We start from the raw sequence: 17413 nt of genomic DNA, 5'->3' as shown, positions 1-17413 counted from the left end.
ATAGATAAAGTCAATTATATGATTAACCATAGGTATTATTAACCATATCCTGCTGAATATTTATGTAATATACTAGAAATAAGAGTTTGATAAGGTAATCCCTCATAAGCAGCTTTTTGTTTTATTCTCATTAAATCACTACTAGAAATACGAATATTTATTCGAGTATCTTTTTTTAAATAATTAGCTGCTGCCACTTGTGCTATATGTTTCTCTTGTTCAAAATTTTTAATTCTTTGCCATTCATCATTTTCAAAAGACTCCAGCAAGGCGTTTTCTTCAGCATCTAGTATTAGATTTGATATATTCTCTTTATTTCGCATTACTTTTTCCTATTTTTAGATATTTCTGAGTAGCTTTGCGACGTGGAATAATAGTCTTTCAAAAAACTGTTCCATCAACTTCAATAATAAAAGGCACTCTAAGTAGGCGTATTCATTAAATTTAACTATATACATTTTTTGCTCTGAATATTTATTAGGATTTGGATGTTCTATTATATCCAATAAACAATTACTTTCTATAACTGATATTATTTCTTCAAAACTTACCTTGCGCTCACTTATTAACTTATAATTTTTTTCAGCAGAAAAGCTATAATTACATTTCTTTGTCATCTTATGATATTAGTACAATGTATGCTTTATATCAATACTACACTTCCGTCTCTTCTAAGACCACTGTAGAATTAGCAAGTTTAGTAATTTTTTCAATTTTTAACCGAGCTTCTTTTAGTTTTTTCTCACAATGATTCTTAAGTAAAATACCTCTTTCAAAGCTCTTAACTGCCGTCTCTAGACTCTCTTGTCCGTTATCTATTTTTTTAACAATTTCCTCAAGCTCTTTTAAAGCTTCTTCAAAGCTAATATTTGCTTCTAAAGTTTTAGTATTAGTCATTTATTTTTATTTTTTAATGGTTATCTGTAGTAGTTTTGTCTTCAGTTGTTTGGGGTATAAGTAATTTTTTTAGCTCACTACTATCAAAAGTTTTCTTAGGAGCAAAAATACTCCCTTGCATTTTTATATTAAGATGTGCCACACTATCTTTATCAGAACTTGTATTTGAGGTATTTAACTTAACAAGCCTTGCCGGTACGTAAAATGATAAAATACTAGATGCATCCATATCAAAATTATATATATTAACTGCAAAAGAGGCCGCACCGCTACTATATTGTGTTGCAAATTTTACTTTCTTTAAAAGGGCAATACCTTTTTGTAGTTCAATATCACCGCTGATACCTCTAATATTTTCTTGTCCTGTGGTTATAGCACTATTTATATCTTTATCTAAATTTTGTACCTTATAATCAGCTGTATCAAGTTTTTCTATAAAAGAATCAATTGCAAAATTATTAACATCTATATTGTTTATAGCAAATTGTGATTTTGTAGTAAGGTTATATAGCTGGCTTTGAAGAGTGTTACCGTTAGTTCCTAAACTACCGCTTATACTTATTTTTCCGCTACTTGCAGTAAATATTTTAGGCATAAGAGCCGAAACTTTGTTTAAATCTATTGTATTTAAAGCATATACGAAATTTATAGCATAAGGTTCTAGTAAAATATTGCCGTTACCTTGAAGCTTACCGCCTAATAATTCTGCTTCAATATTATTAAATTGTAATAAATTATTATTATTTGCTACATAAAATTTAACATTTTTCAATATTAAATCATTTTGTAATAATGTCGACAATGTACCGGAAACTTGTAAGGTAGCTTTATCTAAACTATAATCATTTATTAATTTATTTCTTAAATTAAGCATTCCTGCCGGTGATAATAAATCAGTAGTAAGATTACCATCCTTAATTTCTACGGTCAAAGACGGGAATACACTCGATGCATCTAAGTTCCAGCTAGTTGATAAATAGCTGTTAGCAGTTTTAAAATCTAAATTACTAATTTTTATATTAGCCGGTACGATTTTAGCAAGCAAATTCATTTTGTCAAATACATGATTGTTATACTTAACGCTATCTATCAGAATATCTAAATTAGCTAAATATCCTATTGTTCTAATAGGGATGAATTTACTTGGATAATCTAGAGCTTTCATATCTTTAGTTAAATTTTTTGTAAATTCGATAAGCGGCGAAATGATTGGATACGTTCTACTGCTTAAGTCAAGTGAAGATATATTAAGCGTAGCGTCTAAACGAGGTGTTTGAGCAATAAATTTACTAGAAAAATTTCCTGATAAATTTAAATTATCTGTTTTGAGTAATAAATTTTTAAAAAATAAATCTATTAAAGTGAGTTTTAAATCCGATGACAAGCTAAAAGGAATAGCTTCTTTAATAGTAACGTCGTTAAATCCTAAAATATTCAGTAACGAATTTATATCGTTGTGCTTTAAATATAGCTGTCCATCGAACATACTTCTAACGGCATTCTGTGTTACATTACCTGTAAGCTTAAATTCTCCACCTGATTTAATATTACCTGAAAATTCATTTATCTTTAAAGTACCCTTTGATAAGTTAGAAGAAAAGACTATTTTTTCTAGTTCTTCATTATTACTTAAAATTATTTCGTTAATTGCCACGTCTGCTTTAAGTAATTTATCGGCAAAAATAAATCTAATATTTGAAGAAGAAGTATTAAATGTTACCTCTGCATTTGGAGAAATTAACGACCTTAAATCTATTTTAGGAAAATCTAGTTTTACATTAGTAGTAATATTATCATTTTTAGCAATGTTAACAAATCCATTACCAATAATAAAAGATGATGCTATTACTATGTCTTTTAGCTCTATTGCATCTTCATTATTTGAAATATTAAATTTAACGTTTACTGCCTCATGTTGATTAAATTTATTAAAAAGATGGTTTAAATCCGGTAATATATTATACATTACCGATGCTAAATTTTTAATCTGATATTCACCACTACCGCTAGTAAGCTTAGAATCTTTGTAAATTTGCGATAACTTAAAACCATAATCATTATTACCAATATTAAGACTAAACTCTACTATATCGTCACGTTTATTAATTGAACCTGAAATTTTACCTATATAGTTACTTGTAGCTTTAAATATGTAATTAGACGATAAAGCATTTTCTTTTTTTAATATACAATTATTAAAATTTAAAATAGAATAATCTTGTTTATTAATAATACTTAGATTAGTAACATTGAGATTTATATTTTGTAATTTATATTTAAAGAAATTCTTTATTAACTCTTCGTGATTATAAATATTTAATACATTAGAATTTGAATAAAATTTAGCATCTAATATATCTATTTTATTAATTTTAGGATTAAATTTTATAAGCGACCACAACGAAAAATGAATTTTAATTTGCTCTAAATCTAACTTTCCTTCTTCTCTTATCGTCTCAATAACTAAATAGGACAAAGGAAATTTATTCATCTTTATTTTTCCGATATTTTCTTTCGCAATTCCTAAATGACTGGTAAAATTATTAGTAACCGAATTATAGTTAACAAACGATAATGCACCAAACATTATAAATAACAATAATGAGAAACAAATTATGACGCCGGCAGCTATTTTTTTTATCATGTCTGTAAAAAAGTTTTTAAATATATTATTATATATAATTATCAAAATTTAAAGGCAAATTAATGAATTCTTTAGAAAATTTAATTTTAGTCGGTGTAATAAAATCATGTCACGGAATTAAAGGTCATGTAATGTTAAAATCTTTTACCGACCCTGCTACAAAAATACTTGAAAGAAACTTAGTAAATGAGTCAGGAGCAAATATACATATTAAGCTAATTAGCCAAAATGCCAAAGGAGAATTAATTTGTACATTTAATGATATAGCTACTCGAAATGAAGCTGAAAATTTAAAAGGTTATAAAATATTTTGCTTAAGAGCAAGTTTACCGGAACTAGAAGAAGATGAATTTTATATAGCGGATTTAACTCATTTACCGATATTAAACCAAGATCATAAAGAAATAGGCAAAATTAAAAATATTCTTAACTTTGGTGCCGGTGACATAATTGAAATAGAATTTTCAGATCAAACAACCGAATTATTACCTTGCAATAAAGAATTTTTTCCTATTATAACTAAAGATTATGTGATTTTAAATTATCAAAGAGAAGCTTGAATAATTTACCGTAGTTTTCAATTTCTTTATAGTACCCTACGATTCTTATTCACCTCTGTCATCCCGTGGCGTGACCACGGGATCCAGTTAAAAATACTAAATTTGTATTTATTGTTTTTATGGACCCCGTGGTCAAGCCACGGGGACGGGGTGATACAGTGGGTTTTACCGGTCCACGCAACAATACCTACTCGCAATGACGGAAAAACCGATCCACGCAACAACGCCTCGTGGGAATGACATAGAATATAATTATTTCAATCCTTAATTGAGTAAATTATATAAAATTGACAATTAATCCTTAAATACTATAATTAATATATGTATATAAATAGAAGGTTAAGCTCTATGCCTAAAACTTTAAAATACTCACTTATTATATTTATAAGTATAATATTATTATTAATTGTTATTCCTTTCTTTATTCCTTTAAATAATTATAAAGGAATAGTAATAGATAAAGTTAAAGAGGCTACAAATAGAGATTTAACTATTAACGGCGACATAAAATTATCTTTACTACCGAATCCCGCAATATCACTATCAGAAATTAAATTATCATCAATAAATGGTACAAAAGAACCTCATCTAGTTTCCGTTGAAGGTGCTAAAGCGTCATTGCGACTTTTTCCTCTTTTTAGAGGAGCAATCGAAGTAGCTTCTATAGAACTGCAAAAACCGATTATAAATCTAGAAGTTTTAAGTAATGGACAAAAAAATTGGCAATTTTCTACACCTAATAATGCATCCAAAACAAATGAAATTAGCTCTGTAGAATCTACCGAGACTAAAACTGAATTAGCACTTCCTATTTTGATTAGTCATTTTAAAATTATAGACGGTAAAGTAATATATATAGAAAAAAACAGTGAGAAAATATTTAACGATATTAACTTAGAGACTAAAATTAAAAGCCTTAAAGGTCCTATAGATTTGACTTTAGCTTTAAAGGCTTTGGAACAGCAAATTAATATAGACGGAAATATTGAAGAAATCGGTAAAATAATTCCGTTAAGTACCAATATTAATCTTGCCGGTGAAAAAATTAAAATCGAAGGAAAATTTGATAGCGAAAATAATTCTTTCATAGGTAACGCAAATATTAAAGGTAATACTAAAACTTTAGGTATGCCTGCTGATTTACAAAATGACTACGAGCTAACTACGGCAATTACTGCCAATAGTAAAAATATAGCTATTAAAGATGCTAGACTTAATTATCCAAATATAGAATTACTAGCAAAGGCAAATTATGATATAGAGCGTAATAACCTAAAATCAAATATTATTATCAATCCCGGGAACATTATAACCGAGATTAGCTCTAATTTAGATAAGACAAATATTATGCTACAAGCTGATAGTTTAAAACCTATACTTGATGCTCTAAAACTAAAGACCGATAAATTACCGCCTATTATTAACCAAAAACTTATACTTACTTCTAATGTAATTAGTAATTCTCAAGCAATAAAATTACAAAATATTAATTTATCGGCTGCAAATAGTAATCTAACGGGAGATATTGAGCTTAACAATTTAGCACAAGATATAACTATTTCGCACAATCTAAAACTTAATAATTTTGAGTCGTTTATGTCTCTTATGGGAGTAAGTAATTTAAGTAAGATTGGAGTATTGCAGTTAAACGGGGAAGTGCAAAAAATTAAAGATACTTTCCATATTAATAATAAAATATCCGCTTTTAATATTAATATATCTATTAAAGGAGATATTAATTTAGCAACTCAGAAGCCAAATTTTAATCTTAACTTATACAGTCCGTTAGTTAATTTGGATAAAATTCTTACAAGTAATAGTCCTACTCCTGCTCCAAATAAAACTAATAGTCCTGCTACTCAAAACATACCTATACCTACAGCTAAAAATAATTCTCCTTGGTCAAATAATCCTATTAATTTAGGGTTTTTAAATAAAATTGAAGGGCAATTATCCACAAATATTGATAAATTAACTAATGACTCATTAATCATAAATAATTTAAAAGCAAAATTAAATATCACCGGCGGCACGTTGAATATTACTTCAGTTAATGCAAGCATTTACGGTGGCGAACTAAGTAGCACCGGTTATGTGAGTTCAGCAAAAGATCAAAACGCTGCAATTAAAATCGATTTAAAAAATGCCTATCTCAAAAGTTTCACTCCGCAATCGGGTAAAATAAAAATAACTGATGGGCGACTAAGCTTTAAAGCCGATCTTACTTCTCGCGGTAATAGCGTTTATACATATGTTAATAATCTAAATGGACAATTTAACGTAAATAGCGATAACGGGAAAATAAGCGGATTTGATTTAAACCGAATCGCAGATGCGGTAAATAATGCTAAAAATACTGAAGGAGTATTGCGACTTATTAACAGCTCCTTTAGTGGCGGATCCACATCTTTCAAAAATTTAATTGCCAGCGGAAATATAACGCAAGGCAAGCTTAATTTAAATGAATGTAGTTTAGATGCTTCACCTGCCACAACAAATGCACGCGGTCAAATTAACTTACCACAATATATGATGGATGTTAGTGCAAGCGTTACTATTGCGGATTTACCGCCTATAGCCGTTAAATTATACGGATTCATAAATAATCCGCAGCATAAATTAGACGTTCAAGCCTTTCAAAAATATTTAGTTAAAAACGTATCTAATAGCGTTATTAAAGACTTAAAAAGCGGAGAGAAGAAACCTGAAAATATTATTAAAGATGCTTTGGGTCTCAGAAAGAAAAAGGATACAAATACAGAGGCACAAAGCAGCCCTCCGCAGGAAAACCAACAAGCAGATCCTGTGAATAAGCTTCTACAAAAAGGATTGAAGAAACTGTTTTGATGTGACCGTCACGGGTGTTGTGTGACTTATTATTCCTCTCTATGTCATCATCCAGCAAAACATATAGTGTAGTAACAATGTTGAAATTATTTTTTCTAGACTTAGTTAGTAAGCAAACTAGATGACAGTGAAAAACTCGTAAATATCCACGTTTTGATACAGTTATTCCTGTGCCAAACCTAATGGATACACATCCTTTGTTTCCTCAGTATCTAATACCAAATTAGGTATGTTTTTAGGGAAATCTTGAATTGCTTTAGTAATTTTTGCTGCTTCTTCATCATAATTTGCCCTTGTCAACAAAATAATAAGGTCTTCATATAATGATTTTTTATTTGGATTTAACCCTATAGCTCTTTTGATAGAAGCGAGTGCTTCCTCCGGATTTATTGTATATAATTTATTAAAAAACTCTTCGTGAGAGTATGCTTTTACTTGGATCTAGTTCAATAGCTTTCTTTAATAATTTAATCGCATTATCTTGTTGTTTTTCCATTAAAATAGAACTTAAACTATGACAAACTTCAGTTTCTCTATTGTTATATTTTTCAGTTTAAGTTTCAATAAAATTTGCAAGTTCTTCAGGATCAGTGTCAACGAATTGTCGTAGAGTATCTTTTTCTTCTTGATATTGATATCTGTTATGAAGATCGAGATATTTTTTAAACAGCTCCACAATTTCATCTTTAGTCATAATTTATCCTCTATTAATCTACTATAATATAAAAACACTAACTTGGTAAAGCTAATATTTACCCATATTGTTTTTTCCATTCTATTTTCATCTTTGTATATTTCTCATGCTCTTCTGCCGCTTGTCATTTTTTGAAAAATATATCGGCACTTTTCACTTTTTTTTGGATCCCCTTCCTCTTTCTAATTTCTTATAATCATGTTCTTTGTTATATTTTTTCCCACCTTTATAATTAGCATAACGTCTACTTCTAGTAAAACCCATCTGCAAATATTTACGCGCCATATCAGCTCCAACAAAATCATTATCCTCTAAGGATTTTAAAAATATTTCATATATTTTTTCACTACTTTCTTTAGCAATTGCAGGAGTTTTAAACTTCCAATAAGGCAAAATTTCATTTTTATATGGTTGACCAATGCATACTCCTTGCTCATCTTTACCTACTCTATAGCTTTCCGGGCATTTACGATACTCAATATCATTTTTCCATTTATAACTTTTATTATCAAAATTTAGATAGCTTGGTTTTGCCATAACTTATGATATATTTGTAATTAATAATTTATAACTACAATTTCAATGTAAGTAAATAAATCTGAAGTTTGTAAAGCTAAGTAAGTATTTTAAATAAACTTTAATTTAAAATCGTATGATTAAGAAAATAGTACAAAATATGAAAACTTTGCACGTACGTGTCCTAATAATGGCAGATCAGCTGATTACATAACGCCTAACTTCATGTATGGCTGTGCCGGAGGTTGCAGAAATAGTTATTGTTATGTTATGCGTCATAACTATGAGACATTATATATCAATGAAAATATAGATCAAATACTTGACACGTATTGGATAAACATATAGCAAATTTACCAACTAAAATTTCCAATCAAACAGATTCTAAATATTGGACATATGATATAGGTTGTTCTACCAATGTAAGTTGGCATTGGAAACACACTAATTGGTTAAAGATATTTAATTTCTTTAAAGAAGATCCACGCGCTAAAGTAAATTTCGCTACTAAATATGTCAATCCTACATTACTTAATTTTAATCCTGAAAACAAAATAAGGATTAGATTTAGTTTGATGCCGGCAAGAATGAGTGAGATATTAGAGCCAAAAACGAGTCCAATTATCGAGAGAATAAAAGCGGTGAATATTTTTATTGAAGCAGGTTACGAAGTTCATCTAAACTTTGCTCCTATTATTGCGTATGAAGGCTGGCTTACCCCGAATATGCAAAGTTATTTGAAGATTTAGCTCAATACATAAATAACCAATAAAATAAACCGTTTATAAAAGTGGAATGCATATTTTTAACGCATAACGATAAGCAACATGAAAGAAATATTGTGCCTCAAATAGATTAGAGAGTGAAGCTTTAATTTGGCAACCAAATATACAGGAAAATAAAGTAGGCGAATATGGAGGCAAGGCGATACGTTATAAAGCCGGTATATTAAGAGTAGTTTTATCCAACGATGGAGTGTGTTGCATGATAGGTTGCTCCCATGGAATAAAATACGATATATATTCTAACTCTTCCTACTTATCAAAATTACGAAACAAAAGCATAAAATTTAAAAATTACAGTTATAAATAAAAATCACTTGCATGAAAATAAACTTATGATATGTTTCTTCACGTTGGGTTTCAATTTTATCTTCCATAAAAGTAACCCAACACTATTATCTCTCAGCTAATAGTGGATATAGTGTTAGTTGAGTACAAAAGTAAAAATATAAAAAACAAGTAAAATATCGAATAGGCAAAAAATCGTTTAGCTTGTTTGTTATCAGAGGTGTCATAGAATAAAGAACCAGCATAATATAGAAATACTACCCCAAGAATACCAGCAATTATTAAATATATAAAATTATTCATTCCAATAAAAAAAGGCATTAGCGAAACAATAAATAAAAGAATACTGTAAATTAGAATTTGTTTTTTAGTATATAAAGTCCCTTTTACTGCAGGCATCATCGGTACTTTACAGTTTTTATAGTCATCGTTACAGAATAAAGCAAGAGCCCATGAATGCGGCGGCGTCCAAATAAAAATAATCAAAAATAATATAATCGACTCTAGAGATATAGTATTGCTTACCGCTGCATAACCTATCACAGGAGGTAATGCTCCCGATACTCCGCCAATAACGATATTTTGTATAGAACGACGCTTTAACCAAATAGTATAAATACAGATATAATAAAAAATAGTAAATAGCAGTAAAAAGGATGCAAGTAGATTAACACATAAAGCCATAAAAAATACTGCAAAAAATCCCGTTATCAAACCAAAAGATAAAGCTTCATCAGATTCTATAACTCCTCTTACTATCGGTCTTTTTTGGGTACGTTTCATTAAGCTATCGATGTCTCTATCGTACCACATATTAATTGCCCCTGCACTACCTGCCCCAAGAGCTATGCAAACAACTGCAATACCAGCAATAAACGGATGCACGGAATAAGGAGCAAGCCACATACCTACAAAACCCGTAAAAATCACAAGCGATATTACACGCGGTTTCATAAGTAAAATATAGTCTTTAACAGTACTTTGTGAATGATTGATTTTACCTAAATTGATTGGCCTTACTAAAGAACTCATATGAAATATTTTTTAATTAAATATAAAAAGTTTTAGGTTAAAAATCAATGATTGACTTTGATACAAGAAATGTATATATTTTTTTGTAATTCAAATAATAAGTTAAGGATATTATCAGTGACAAAAATTGTTCGTTCTAAATATAAAGCTAGTAGAAGACTTGGAGTAAGTCTATGGGGTGATAGCAAGGATGCTTTCAATACACGAAATTATCGTCCCGGGCAACATGGGCAGAATACCATGATTAAAACTTCAGATTATGGTTTACATTTAAAAGCTAAGCAAAGATTGAAATGCCACTACGGTCGTGTCACTGAAAAACAATTTAGAAATATTTTTGCACTTGCTCAAAAAATGAAAGGTAATACCGGTGAAAACTTCATTGGGTTACTTGAAAGTAGACTTGATACGGTAGTTTATAGAATGAATATAGCTCCAACTATTTTTGCTGCAAGACAGTTAGTTTCACACGGACATATTAAATTAAACGGTAAGAAAGCCGATATCGCAAGCATACGACTAAAGGCAGGCGATGTTATAGAAGTTAAAGAATCTGTAAAACAAATACCGCTTATCCAAGAATCCGTTTCAAAACAAGGTCAAACAACACCGGGGTATTTATCATTTGATGTACCTTCATTAACCGGTAAATATTTAAGAGTTCCTGCTCTTTCTGATGTCCCATATCCTTTTGAAGCAGAAGTGCATTTAGTAATCGAGTTATATTCTCGTTAATAATTACAAAAAGGCAGGTTTTATTTATATGCCTTTTTACTTTTTTCCCTACACCTACATTTTTTCTTTATACTATAATACAATTTATCACCTAATTCGGCAGCGTTTATTAAAGATAGATTAGTTAAGAATTTAACGTCTGAGCTAAGAAAAGACTGTAATTTTTGACGAAGCAAGGAAGTAAAAAAATGCTAATTTTTAGCATTTTTTTATTATTTTTATGGAGTGCCACGCTACTTTCAATCGCTCGAAAGGTATTGCTGTGTGGATCAGTTTTTCAGTTGTCATCCCGCGACTTGATCGCGAGACCCAGTTTAAAATACTAACATTATTAGTATTTTTAGTTGTCTTTGGATACCGTGGTCAAACCATGGTATGACACCGAGTGCCTTTTTCGATATACACAACAACGCCCGCTCACAATGACGATACCTATTTTTAATAAATAATGCCCTATATATAATAATTGTTTCGACTTGCGTATTATTTTTAAGAACATATAATGCTGCTTCTACCTTTTCCAAGAAGTTAGCATATGGAACGCATTTAATAATTAGCAGTATAACTGGTTTTATTGTAAATGGGACAACAGGAAGCAGTCTTTTTGTTTCGGCCACTCTTGCTGATGAAATCTTAATAACCGAAGGGTATTGTCAGAAACATTATCTTACTTCTGCCACATTTAAAGGAAGTTTAATCTACCCTATTACTACAAATCTCATCACAACTTTTCCTAATTATTCAGTACCAATTTATTTAACTTCTACAGTTGCAATAGTAGGCTTAGCATATTATGGGACTGATTTCTTAAATTATCAGGAAAATTTAAAAGAAATTCAGACAAACTTAACTCCTAATATTAGGGTAATTGATCCTAATATACTTTCTAACAATTTTAAAAATGATTCAAAAAATGAAATTAAAGATGTAACCCAAGGGTTTTAGATTTAATTGAAGCATACATAAATAGTAGTTTTATTAACTATACCGGAAATGATGGCAATACATTAATTGCATTAACCTTACTCATACAGGACCCTAATGCTGCTATAGGACCTCTTGTTTCTCAAGGCGCAAAAATCAGTATTTTATGATGTGGCAAAAATATAATAAGCACACTATTCCAATCATATAAAGCTTCTTTAACACAAAATACTCAAGATTGAATCGAACAAAAATCTTTAGAACTGTTACTAAACGAGGAATATAAAAGTAAAATCTTAAGATTATACAGCTTATTGCATTGCAAGATATAATGAATTTAGTTCCAGGAGCTATTATATTTAATGAGTTTGAAAATATTAAGCAAGGATTTTTAAATATATTATATCAACTGGATATTTCTTACAGGCAAGAAGCAGAGAAAATTAACGAAAATAAAGCTTCTATAGTAAGAAATATATCCTCTAATATAATCCTCTAATACTTCAAATATCTTGTTAACTGATTCTGCTCAATTTGTACACAATCAATATGCCAAGCAACTTAAAGCTAAAAAAGAAATATCAAAGAAAATGTTGTTTTTAGATAGCACAAAAAATACTATAACTACTATACTAGATATCTCCGATAAATTCATAAAATCACTTTACTATATTTATAAAGTAAAAAATGGAGAGATTACGCCTGAGCAAGCTCTACTACTTAATCCTTGGCTTGAAACCTTAAAATCATTCTTAACAAGTTCTGCATTAAAAATAATCTTTAGTGGAGCAGTTATATCACAAGCGAGAATTACAAAATTAATAGAGGCAATTTCTTCTGAGAATAAAAAAGGAATAACATGGTCTACTAATGATACAAACGATGAACTTGTAATTTCTGATTATAACCTAATTATAGAAGAAAGAACTATTGTGAGTTTTGAAAAATTAGTATTCAAACTAGGAGCACATTATATTCTTTCAGCTTTCTCAGGAAAAGGCCACACTACTTTTTTAAAGAGTTTAGTCAATTGTATTGCTGATCCATGCGCCATAGCATTGGTGAAATTTCCATACCTACCCATTATCACAATCCAAAAATAATATTTATTGATCAGAATAGTTACATACCGGTTTAATCTACTTTATTTGAAATAATAACCTCCGGCCTTGATCAATCAATCATTAAAAGTAATAAGCAATTATTAGAAGAAAAAATTAACACACTATTTATAAAATTAGATCTAGGTACATTAATTACGCACTTAAGTGATAAAAATTATGATGTAATAAATGCACCAAGTGGCAGTCAAAAGAAAAAAATTGGAATCATTAAAGCTATAATTTTAAACCCTAAAATATTAATTTTAGACGAGATATTTGCTAATCTTGATAAAATATCTATAGAAAATGCACAACAAGCTTTAAAAGAATTTTTACCGGAAACTTTAATGCTTGTAGTGCATCACGACAGTAAATCTCATGACTATAATAATTTTTATGATCAGTATATAAATCTTGAAGATTTGTATGCTGAAATAAAATTATTAGGAGAATAGCTATTCTATTCAACCCTATATACTTGACTACTTTTCATTTATCATGAGTATATACTAAATCTAGATGTTCAATTATGGGAGTTTTTTAAGATTTCTTTATAGATTTCAAGGTTTTTTCTTAGCATCAGATCAAGAGAGAAATTATTAATTACCGTATGTCTTGCCGCTTCTTGGATTTTCTTAGCAGTATCAGTACCTAAAATCGAGAAACAATAATCGATTTTCTGTGCTAACGCTTCGGCATTATTTGGTTCTACGTGGAAACCGGTTATATTATTATTTATTGTCTCTACTGCCCCGCCGATATTAGTTGCAATAACAAGCTTCTCCATCGCCTGCCCTTCTATAATAGTACGCCCGAAAGCTTCAGGCTCGATTGAGGCAGAAACGATAATATCAGAAATCCCATATAGGTTTATTATATCCGAATCATTACCGAAAATTTGAATTTTATTTTGAAGTTTTAGATTAGCTATAAGCTCTTTTACTCTATTAGTAAAATTGGGATGTCTAGATATATCACCGACCATTAAACAATAAAAGTCTCTATGTTTTAATTTACTTAATGCTTCTACTAGAACAAGATGTCCTTTCCAGCTTGTCATTCTAGAAGGCATGAATATTATCGGCACGTTACTCGGTGCATCATATTTATCACAACATTTTGCAAGTTTTTCCGGCGTTAAATTTGCGGGATCGAAATAATTACAATTCACTCCACGCTTAATTACTACTATTTTATCTTCATCAATTTTATAGTTTTCGAGCAAGTGTTGTTTTACAAAATTAGACACGGCAATAACTTTCTTGCCTTTTAGCATTATGCTATTATAATATTTTTTAAAACTATTCGGAATATTATAAACCCCATGAAAGGTAGTCAAAAATTTAGCATTTGTCCATTTTGTTGCTAGATATGAACTCCATGCCGGTGCTCTTGATCTTGTATGCACTATATCAACATTATATTTTTTGATTATTTCTGCTATCAATTTTGCATTATTCAGAATTACAAAAGGATTTTTACTGCTACTATTCATTTCAATATGCAATATATCTTCCTTATCTAACTCTTTAACTAGAGTACCGCCTGCTGAAATTATGATAGGAGTATGCCCGAGAATTTTAAGATATTTTGCAACTTCTATAGTACCTCTTTCAACCCCTCCCGAAACTAGAGCAGGAACTACTTGTAAAATAGTATATTTATTGTATCGTTTACTTGACTTTAATGAAGGCATTAAATCTCAATCTATTAAAATAATTATTTAAAATGCACAAGCTTTATAATAAAACACAAGACAAATTTATTGTCTATGATAATTATAGAATAATTAATACAAATATTCCATCTGTAATTTTTTTACACGGCTTGATGTCTAGTATGCAATCAACTAAGGCTATCTATTTAATAGATTATTGTAAAAAAAACAATTATAATTTTATTGTTTTTGATAATTTCGGCCATGGGAACGCATCGGGACAATTTAAGGATCAAACAATTAGTGATTGGTTAGAAGGAGTATCACTAGTTTTAAACAAATTAATTAATACGGAGGCGATATTAGTAGGTTCGAGCATGGGAGGATGGCTAGCACTTCTTGCGGCTTTAAGATTTCCTGATAAAATAAAGGGACTTGTGTGTGTAGCCCCTGCTCCAGATTTTACTGAAAATATTTGGCAAAATATATCTCTAAATGATCAAAATAAGATGCAAAAAGAGGGAATACTAGAAGTCAGCGGTAAAAATTGTGAGCATAAATATCCTATAAGCTATAAACTGATAGAAGATGCAAAAAAACATTTATTATTGACAAAGAAACAGATTGAGATAAATATACCGGTACATCTAATGCATGGAATGTTAGATGAAGACGTGCCTTATAATGTTTCAGTAAAATTATTAGAAAAAATAACGAGCAAACAAATAGTAATGAAGCTAATTAAAGACGGTCACCATAATTTATCTAGAGAAAAAGATTTAACGGTAATGACAAATTCCTTAGAAGAAGTAATTAGACTCTTAAGTAATATTAAATAAACAATAAATATGTATAGCAAAATAAATAAAGTTCATGATTTTAAAGAAGTTATAGAAGCGGTAAAACAAGCCGATAATACTAGCTTGGTGCTTTTTGATGTAGATGAAGTAATTGTAATGGATAGTGATGAATCTAGGTTAACACATGATTATAGAAAAGCATTAATGAAGAACATTGAAAAAAGACTTACTAGAAAAGAATGTGAATTATTACTTAGTATTGTTCTTAAAGATAGGAAAGCTAGATTTGTTAACCCAGATATCTTAACGATATTTGCTCTACTTACAGAAAAAAATGTACCGGCAATGGGTCTTACTAAACTTCCTACCGGTAAATTCGGCGTAATTGAAGATATGATCGAATGGAGAATTCGTGAACTCACTGAATTAAAGGTAAATTTTCAAGAATTTTCACCTTTAGAAAATGAGATAATAATAGAAGATTTTAATGCCGGCTACGGTAAACCTACATTAAAAGACGGAATAATTTACACTGCGGAATATGATAAAGGAAGCATGCTTGAGTATGTATTACGAAAAACAAATTATTATCCACAATCAATAATATTTATCGATGATATAGAAGAAAATTTATTATCATTACAAGAAATTTGTAAGAAACTAAAAATTAACTATCAAGGATTTGAGTTTACCGGTTCTGCTATCGTTCCTGAACCTGTTCTTAATGCACAATTAGAAAAAATTAGATTTGAAATTCTAGAAAAAGAATATAAATGGTTAACGGATGAGGCACTTAAAAAGCATACTTTGTCATCTAGTAGCTTGTCCACAGTATCCAACTAAAAATGTCACAACAACATACATTTTTAGTTGCTTTTCCTAGATGCCGTGGACAAACTATAGATGACACCTATTCACCTTAGAGTATTATATTATGTCTGCAAAACTTATTGTTCTTTTTACCTTACTTATCTCGCTTTCTACTATGGCAAGTAAAAAGGAAGAAGAAAAAATTACAGGAGTAAAAGCAACTAAAGTACAAATTGCCGAGCTTTACGACATATTTAATATTGTAGGGCAATGCCAGAATGATAATAGTCGTGATTATTATGCTAATGCCACCGGAGTAGTGGAACAAGTCTCAGCACATCAAGGAGAAATAGTAAAAAAAGGGGATATATTGCTAGTTATAGATAAAAACATAGCAGAAACCACTAAATCTAGAGCAGCAGCGTTATTAAATACAAAACAAGAAGATTATAATAGAAAAGAAGCTTTATTCGCTAAAAAATTTGTAAGCAACGAGGAATATAAAAGGTCAAAAAGCGAACTTGAAGATGCAAAATTTAATTATTCCAAAGCTCTAAAAACATATAATGATATGATAATTACTGCACCCTACTCCGGTAAAATAGGCGTAATTAAGTCTATGGTCGGCGATGAAGTAAAAATAGGTGACTATCTTTTTAGCATTACCGGAACAGAAAACTCACAAAGTATTTTTATTGAATTGCCGGAATCTTTAAGCGGAAAAGTTGGAGTCGATACTGAAGTTTTAATTGCAGGAAAAATTAAAAGTACAATCGGGGCAGTATCGCATTATTTATCAGATAATGGTACTTTAACAGCTAAAATTATTTTACCTATGGGTACAAAAATCCTGCATAATAGCTTTGTAGATGTTACGCTTATAATTAACCCTCATAAAAACCTAACCGTTCCTGAAAGTTGTATTCAACGAAATAATCAAGGTCATTTTATTTATAAAATAGACGGTTATACGATAAAACAATTATATGTAAAAATTGGTACACGTACAGAAGGTCTAATTGAAATTATCTCTGACGATATTAAAGCAGGTGACTTAGTCGTTACCGAAGGTATGACTAAAATTGGTGACGGCTCAAAAGTTAAGATACTTGAGGAATAGTTAT

At 29.8% G+C, this 17413-nt stretch carries 17 protein-coding genes; 9 read left to right on the top strand and 8 right to left on the bottom strand.

Annotation, left to right across the window (positions count from 1 at the left end):
- Positions 1–38: 38 nt before the first annotated feature.
- From RMA_RS02635 to RMA_RS02620, 3 genes are all read right to left on the bottom strand, one after another.
- A complete protein-coding gene (locus RMA_RS02635; protein ID WP_041404619.1) occupies positions 39–323 on the bottom strand; it encodes a CopG family antitoxin in 285 nt (94 codons plus the stop codon).
- A 331-nt stretch (positions 324–654) separates the two neighbouring features.
- Positions 655–897, bottom strand: a complete 243-nt coding sequence (locus RMA_RS02625) for an exodeoxyribonuclease VII small subunit (RefSeq protein ID WP_012152682.1) — start codon at positions 895–897, stop codon at positions 655–657.
- 13 nt (positions 898–910) lie between these two features.
- Positions 911–3541: an AsmA-like C-terminal region-containing protein gene (locus RMA_RS02620; protein WP_041404970.1), complete on the bottom strand. Its 2631-nt coding sequence runs from the start codon at positions 3539–3541 to the stop codon at positions 911–913.
- Positions 3542–3603: 62 nt separating this feature from the next.
- Here RMA_RS02620 and rimM point away from each other — a divergent pair, with 62 nt between their 5' ends.
- Together rimM and RMA_RS02610 are read left to right on the top strand one after the other, a co-directional pair.
- Positions 3604–4101, top strand: a complete 498-nt coding sequence (gene rimM, locus RMA_RS02615) for a ribosome maturation factor RimM (protein WP_012152680.1) — start codon at positions 3604–3606, stop codon at positions 4099–4101.
- 348 nt (positions 4102–4449) lie between these two features.
- A complete protein-coding gene (locus RMA_RS02610) occupies positions 4450–6948 on the top strand; it encodes an AsmA family protein (RefSeq protein WP_041404969.1) in 2499 nt (832 codons plus the stop codon).
- 162 nt (positions 6949–7110) lie between these two features.
- Here the strand turns inward: RMA_RS02610 and RMA_RS10770 are convergent, their stop codons facing one another.
- From RMA_RS10770 to RMA_RS02595, 3 genes are all read right to left on the bottom strand, one after another.
- Positions 7111–7248 (bottom strand): hypothetical protein, encoded by a 138-nt coding sequence (locus RMA_RS10770; RefSeq protein ID WP_014365952.1) that lies wholly within the window; start codon positions 7246–7248, stop codon positions 7111–7113.
- Positions 7249–7501: 253 nt separating this feature from the next.
- Positions 7502–7642, bottom strand: coding sequence for a hypothetical protein (locus RMA_RS09815; RefSeq protein ID WP_187145924.1), 141 nt, complete (start codon positions 7640–7642; stop codon positions 7502–7504).
- Between the two features lie 153 nt (positions 7643–7795).
- On the bottom strand, positions 7796–8179 hold the full coding sequence (locus RMA_RS02595) for a DUF4385 family protein (RefSeq protein WP_012152678.1): 384 nt from the start codon (positions 8177–8179) through the stop codon (positions 7796–7798).
- Positions 8180–8490: 311 nt separating this feature from the next.
- Between RMA_RS02595 and RMA_RS02590 the strand changes: the two genes are divergently transcribed.
- Positions 8491–8907 carry a spore photoproduct lyase family protein gene (locus tag RMA_RS02590; RefSeq protein ID WP_238375546.1) on the top strand — a complete coding sequence of 139 codons (417 nt, stop codon included), beginning with the start codon at positions 8491–8493 and terminating at the stop codon, positions 8905–8907.
- Positions 8908–9342: 435 nt separating this feature from the next.
- Here RMA_RS02590 and cyoE read toward each other — a convergent pair whose 3' ends face one another.
- Positions 9343–10260, bottom strand: coding sequence for a heme o synthase (cyoE, locus tag RMA_RS02585; protein WP_041404618.1), 918 nt, complete (start codon positions 10258–10260; stop codon positions 9343–9345).
- 117 nt (positions 10261–10377) lie between these two features.
- On the opposite strand from cyoE, the gene rpsD reads away from it, so the two are divergent.
- From rpsD to RMA_RS07580, 3 genes are all read left to right on the top strand, one after another.
- On the top strand, positions 10378–10995 hold the full coding sequence (rpsD, locus tag RMA_RS02580) for a 30S ribosomal protein S4 (protein WP_010977111.1): 618 nt from the start codon (positions 10378–10380) through the stop codon (positions 10993–10995).
- A 1255-nt stretch (positions 10996–12250) separates the two neighbouring features.
- Positions 12251–12418: a hypothetical protein gene (locus tag RMA_RS09810; RefSeq protein WP_187145923.1), complete on the top strand. Its 168-nt coding sequence runs from the start codon at positions 12251–12253 to the stop codon at positions 12416–12418.
- A 13-nt stretch (positions 12419–12431) separates the two neighbouring features.
- Positions 12432–13022 (top strand): ABC transporter ATPase, encoded by a 591-nt coding sequence (locus RMA_RS07580; RefSeq protein ID WP_238375545.1) that lies wholly within the window; start codon positions 12432–12434, stop codon positions 13020–13022.
- 523 nt (positions 13023–13545) lie between these two features.
- Here the strand turns inward: RMA_RS07580 and RMA_RS02560 are convergent.
- Positions 13546–14718: a glycosyltransferase family 4 protein gene (locus tag RMA_RS02560; protein ID WP_012152674.1), complete on the bottom strand. Its 1173-nt coding sequence runs from the start codon at positions 14716–14718 to the stop codon at positions 13546–13548.
- Between the two features lie 32 nt (positions 14719–14750).
- Here RMA_RS02560 and RMA_RS02555 point away from each other — a divergent pair, with 32 nt between their 5' ends.
- The 3 genes from RMA_RS02555 (at position 14751) to RMA_RS02545 (ending at position 17409) form a co-directional block, all read left to right on the top strand.
- Positions 14751–15518, top strand: a complete 768-nt coding sequence (locus RMA_RS02555; protein WP_012152673.1) for an alpha/beta hydrolase — start codon at positions 14751–14753, stop codon at positions 15516–15518.
- A 9-nt stretch (positions 15519–15527) separates the two neighbouring features.
- Entirely contained in the window at positions 15528–16322 is a 795-nt protein-coding gene (locus RMA_RS02550) for a DUF2608 domain-containing protein (RefSeq protein ID WP_041404617.1), read from the top strand.
- A gap of 88 nt (positions 16323–16410) precedes the next feature.
- A complete protein-coding gene (locus RMA_RS02545) occupies positions 16411–17409 on the top strand; it encodes an efflux RND transporter periplasmic adaptor subunit (RefSeq protein ID WP_012152671.1) in 999 nt (332 codons plus the stop codon).
- Positions 17410–17413 lie beyond the last annotated feature (4 nt).

This window comes from Rickettsia massiliae MTU5 (assembly GCF_000016625.1).
Classification (GTDB): Bacteria; Pseudomonadota; Alphaproteobacteria; order Rickettsiales; family Rickettsiaceae; genus Rickettsia; species Rickettsia rickettsii.
The sequence above is the reverse complement of the archived record's forward strand: the minus strand, read 5'-3'. Positions and strand labels throughout refer to the sequence as shown.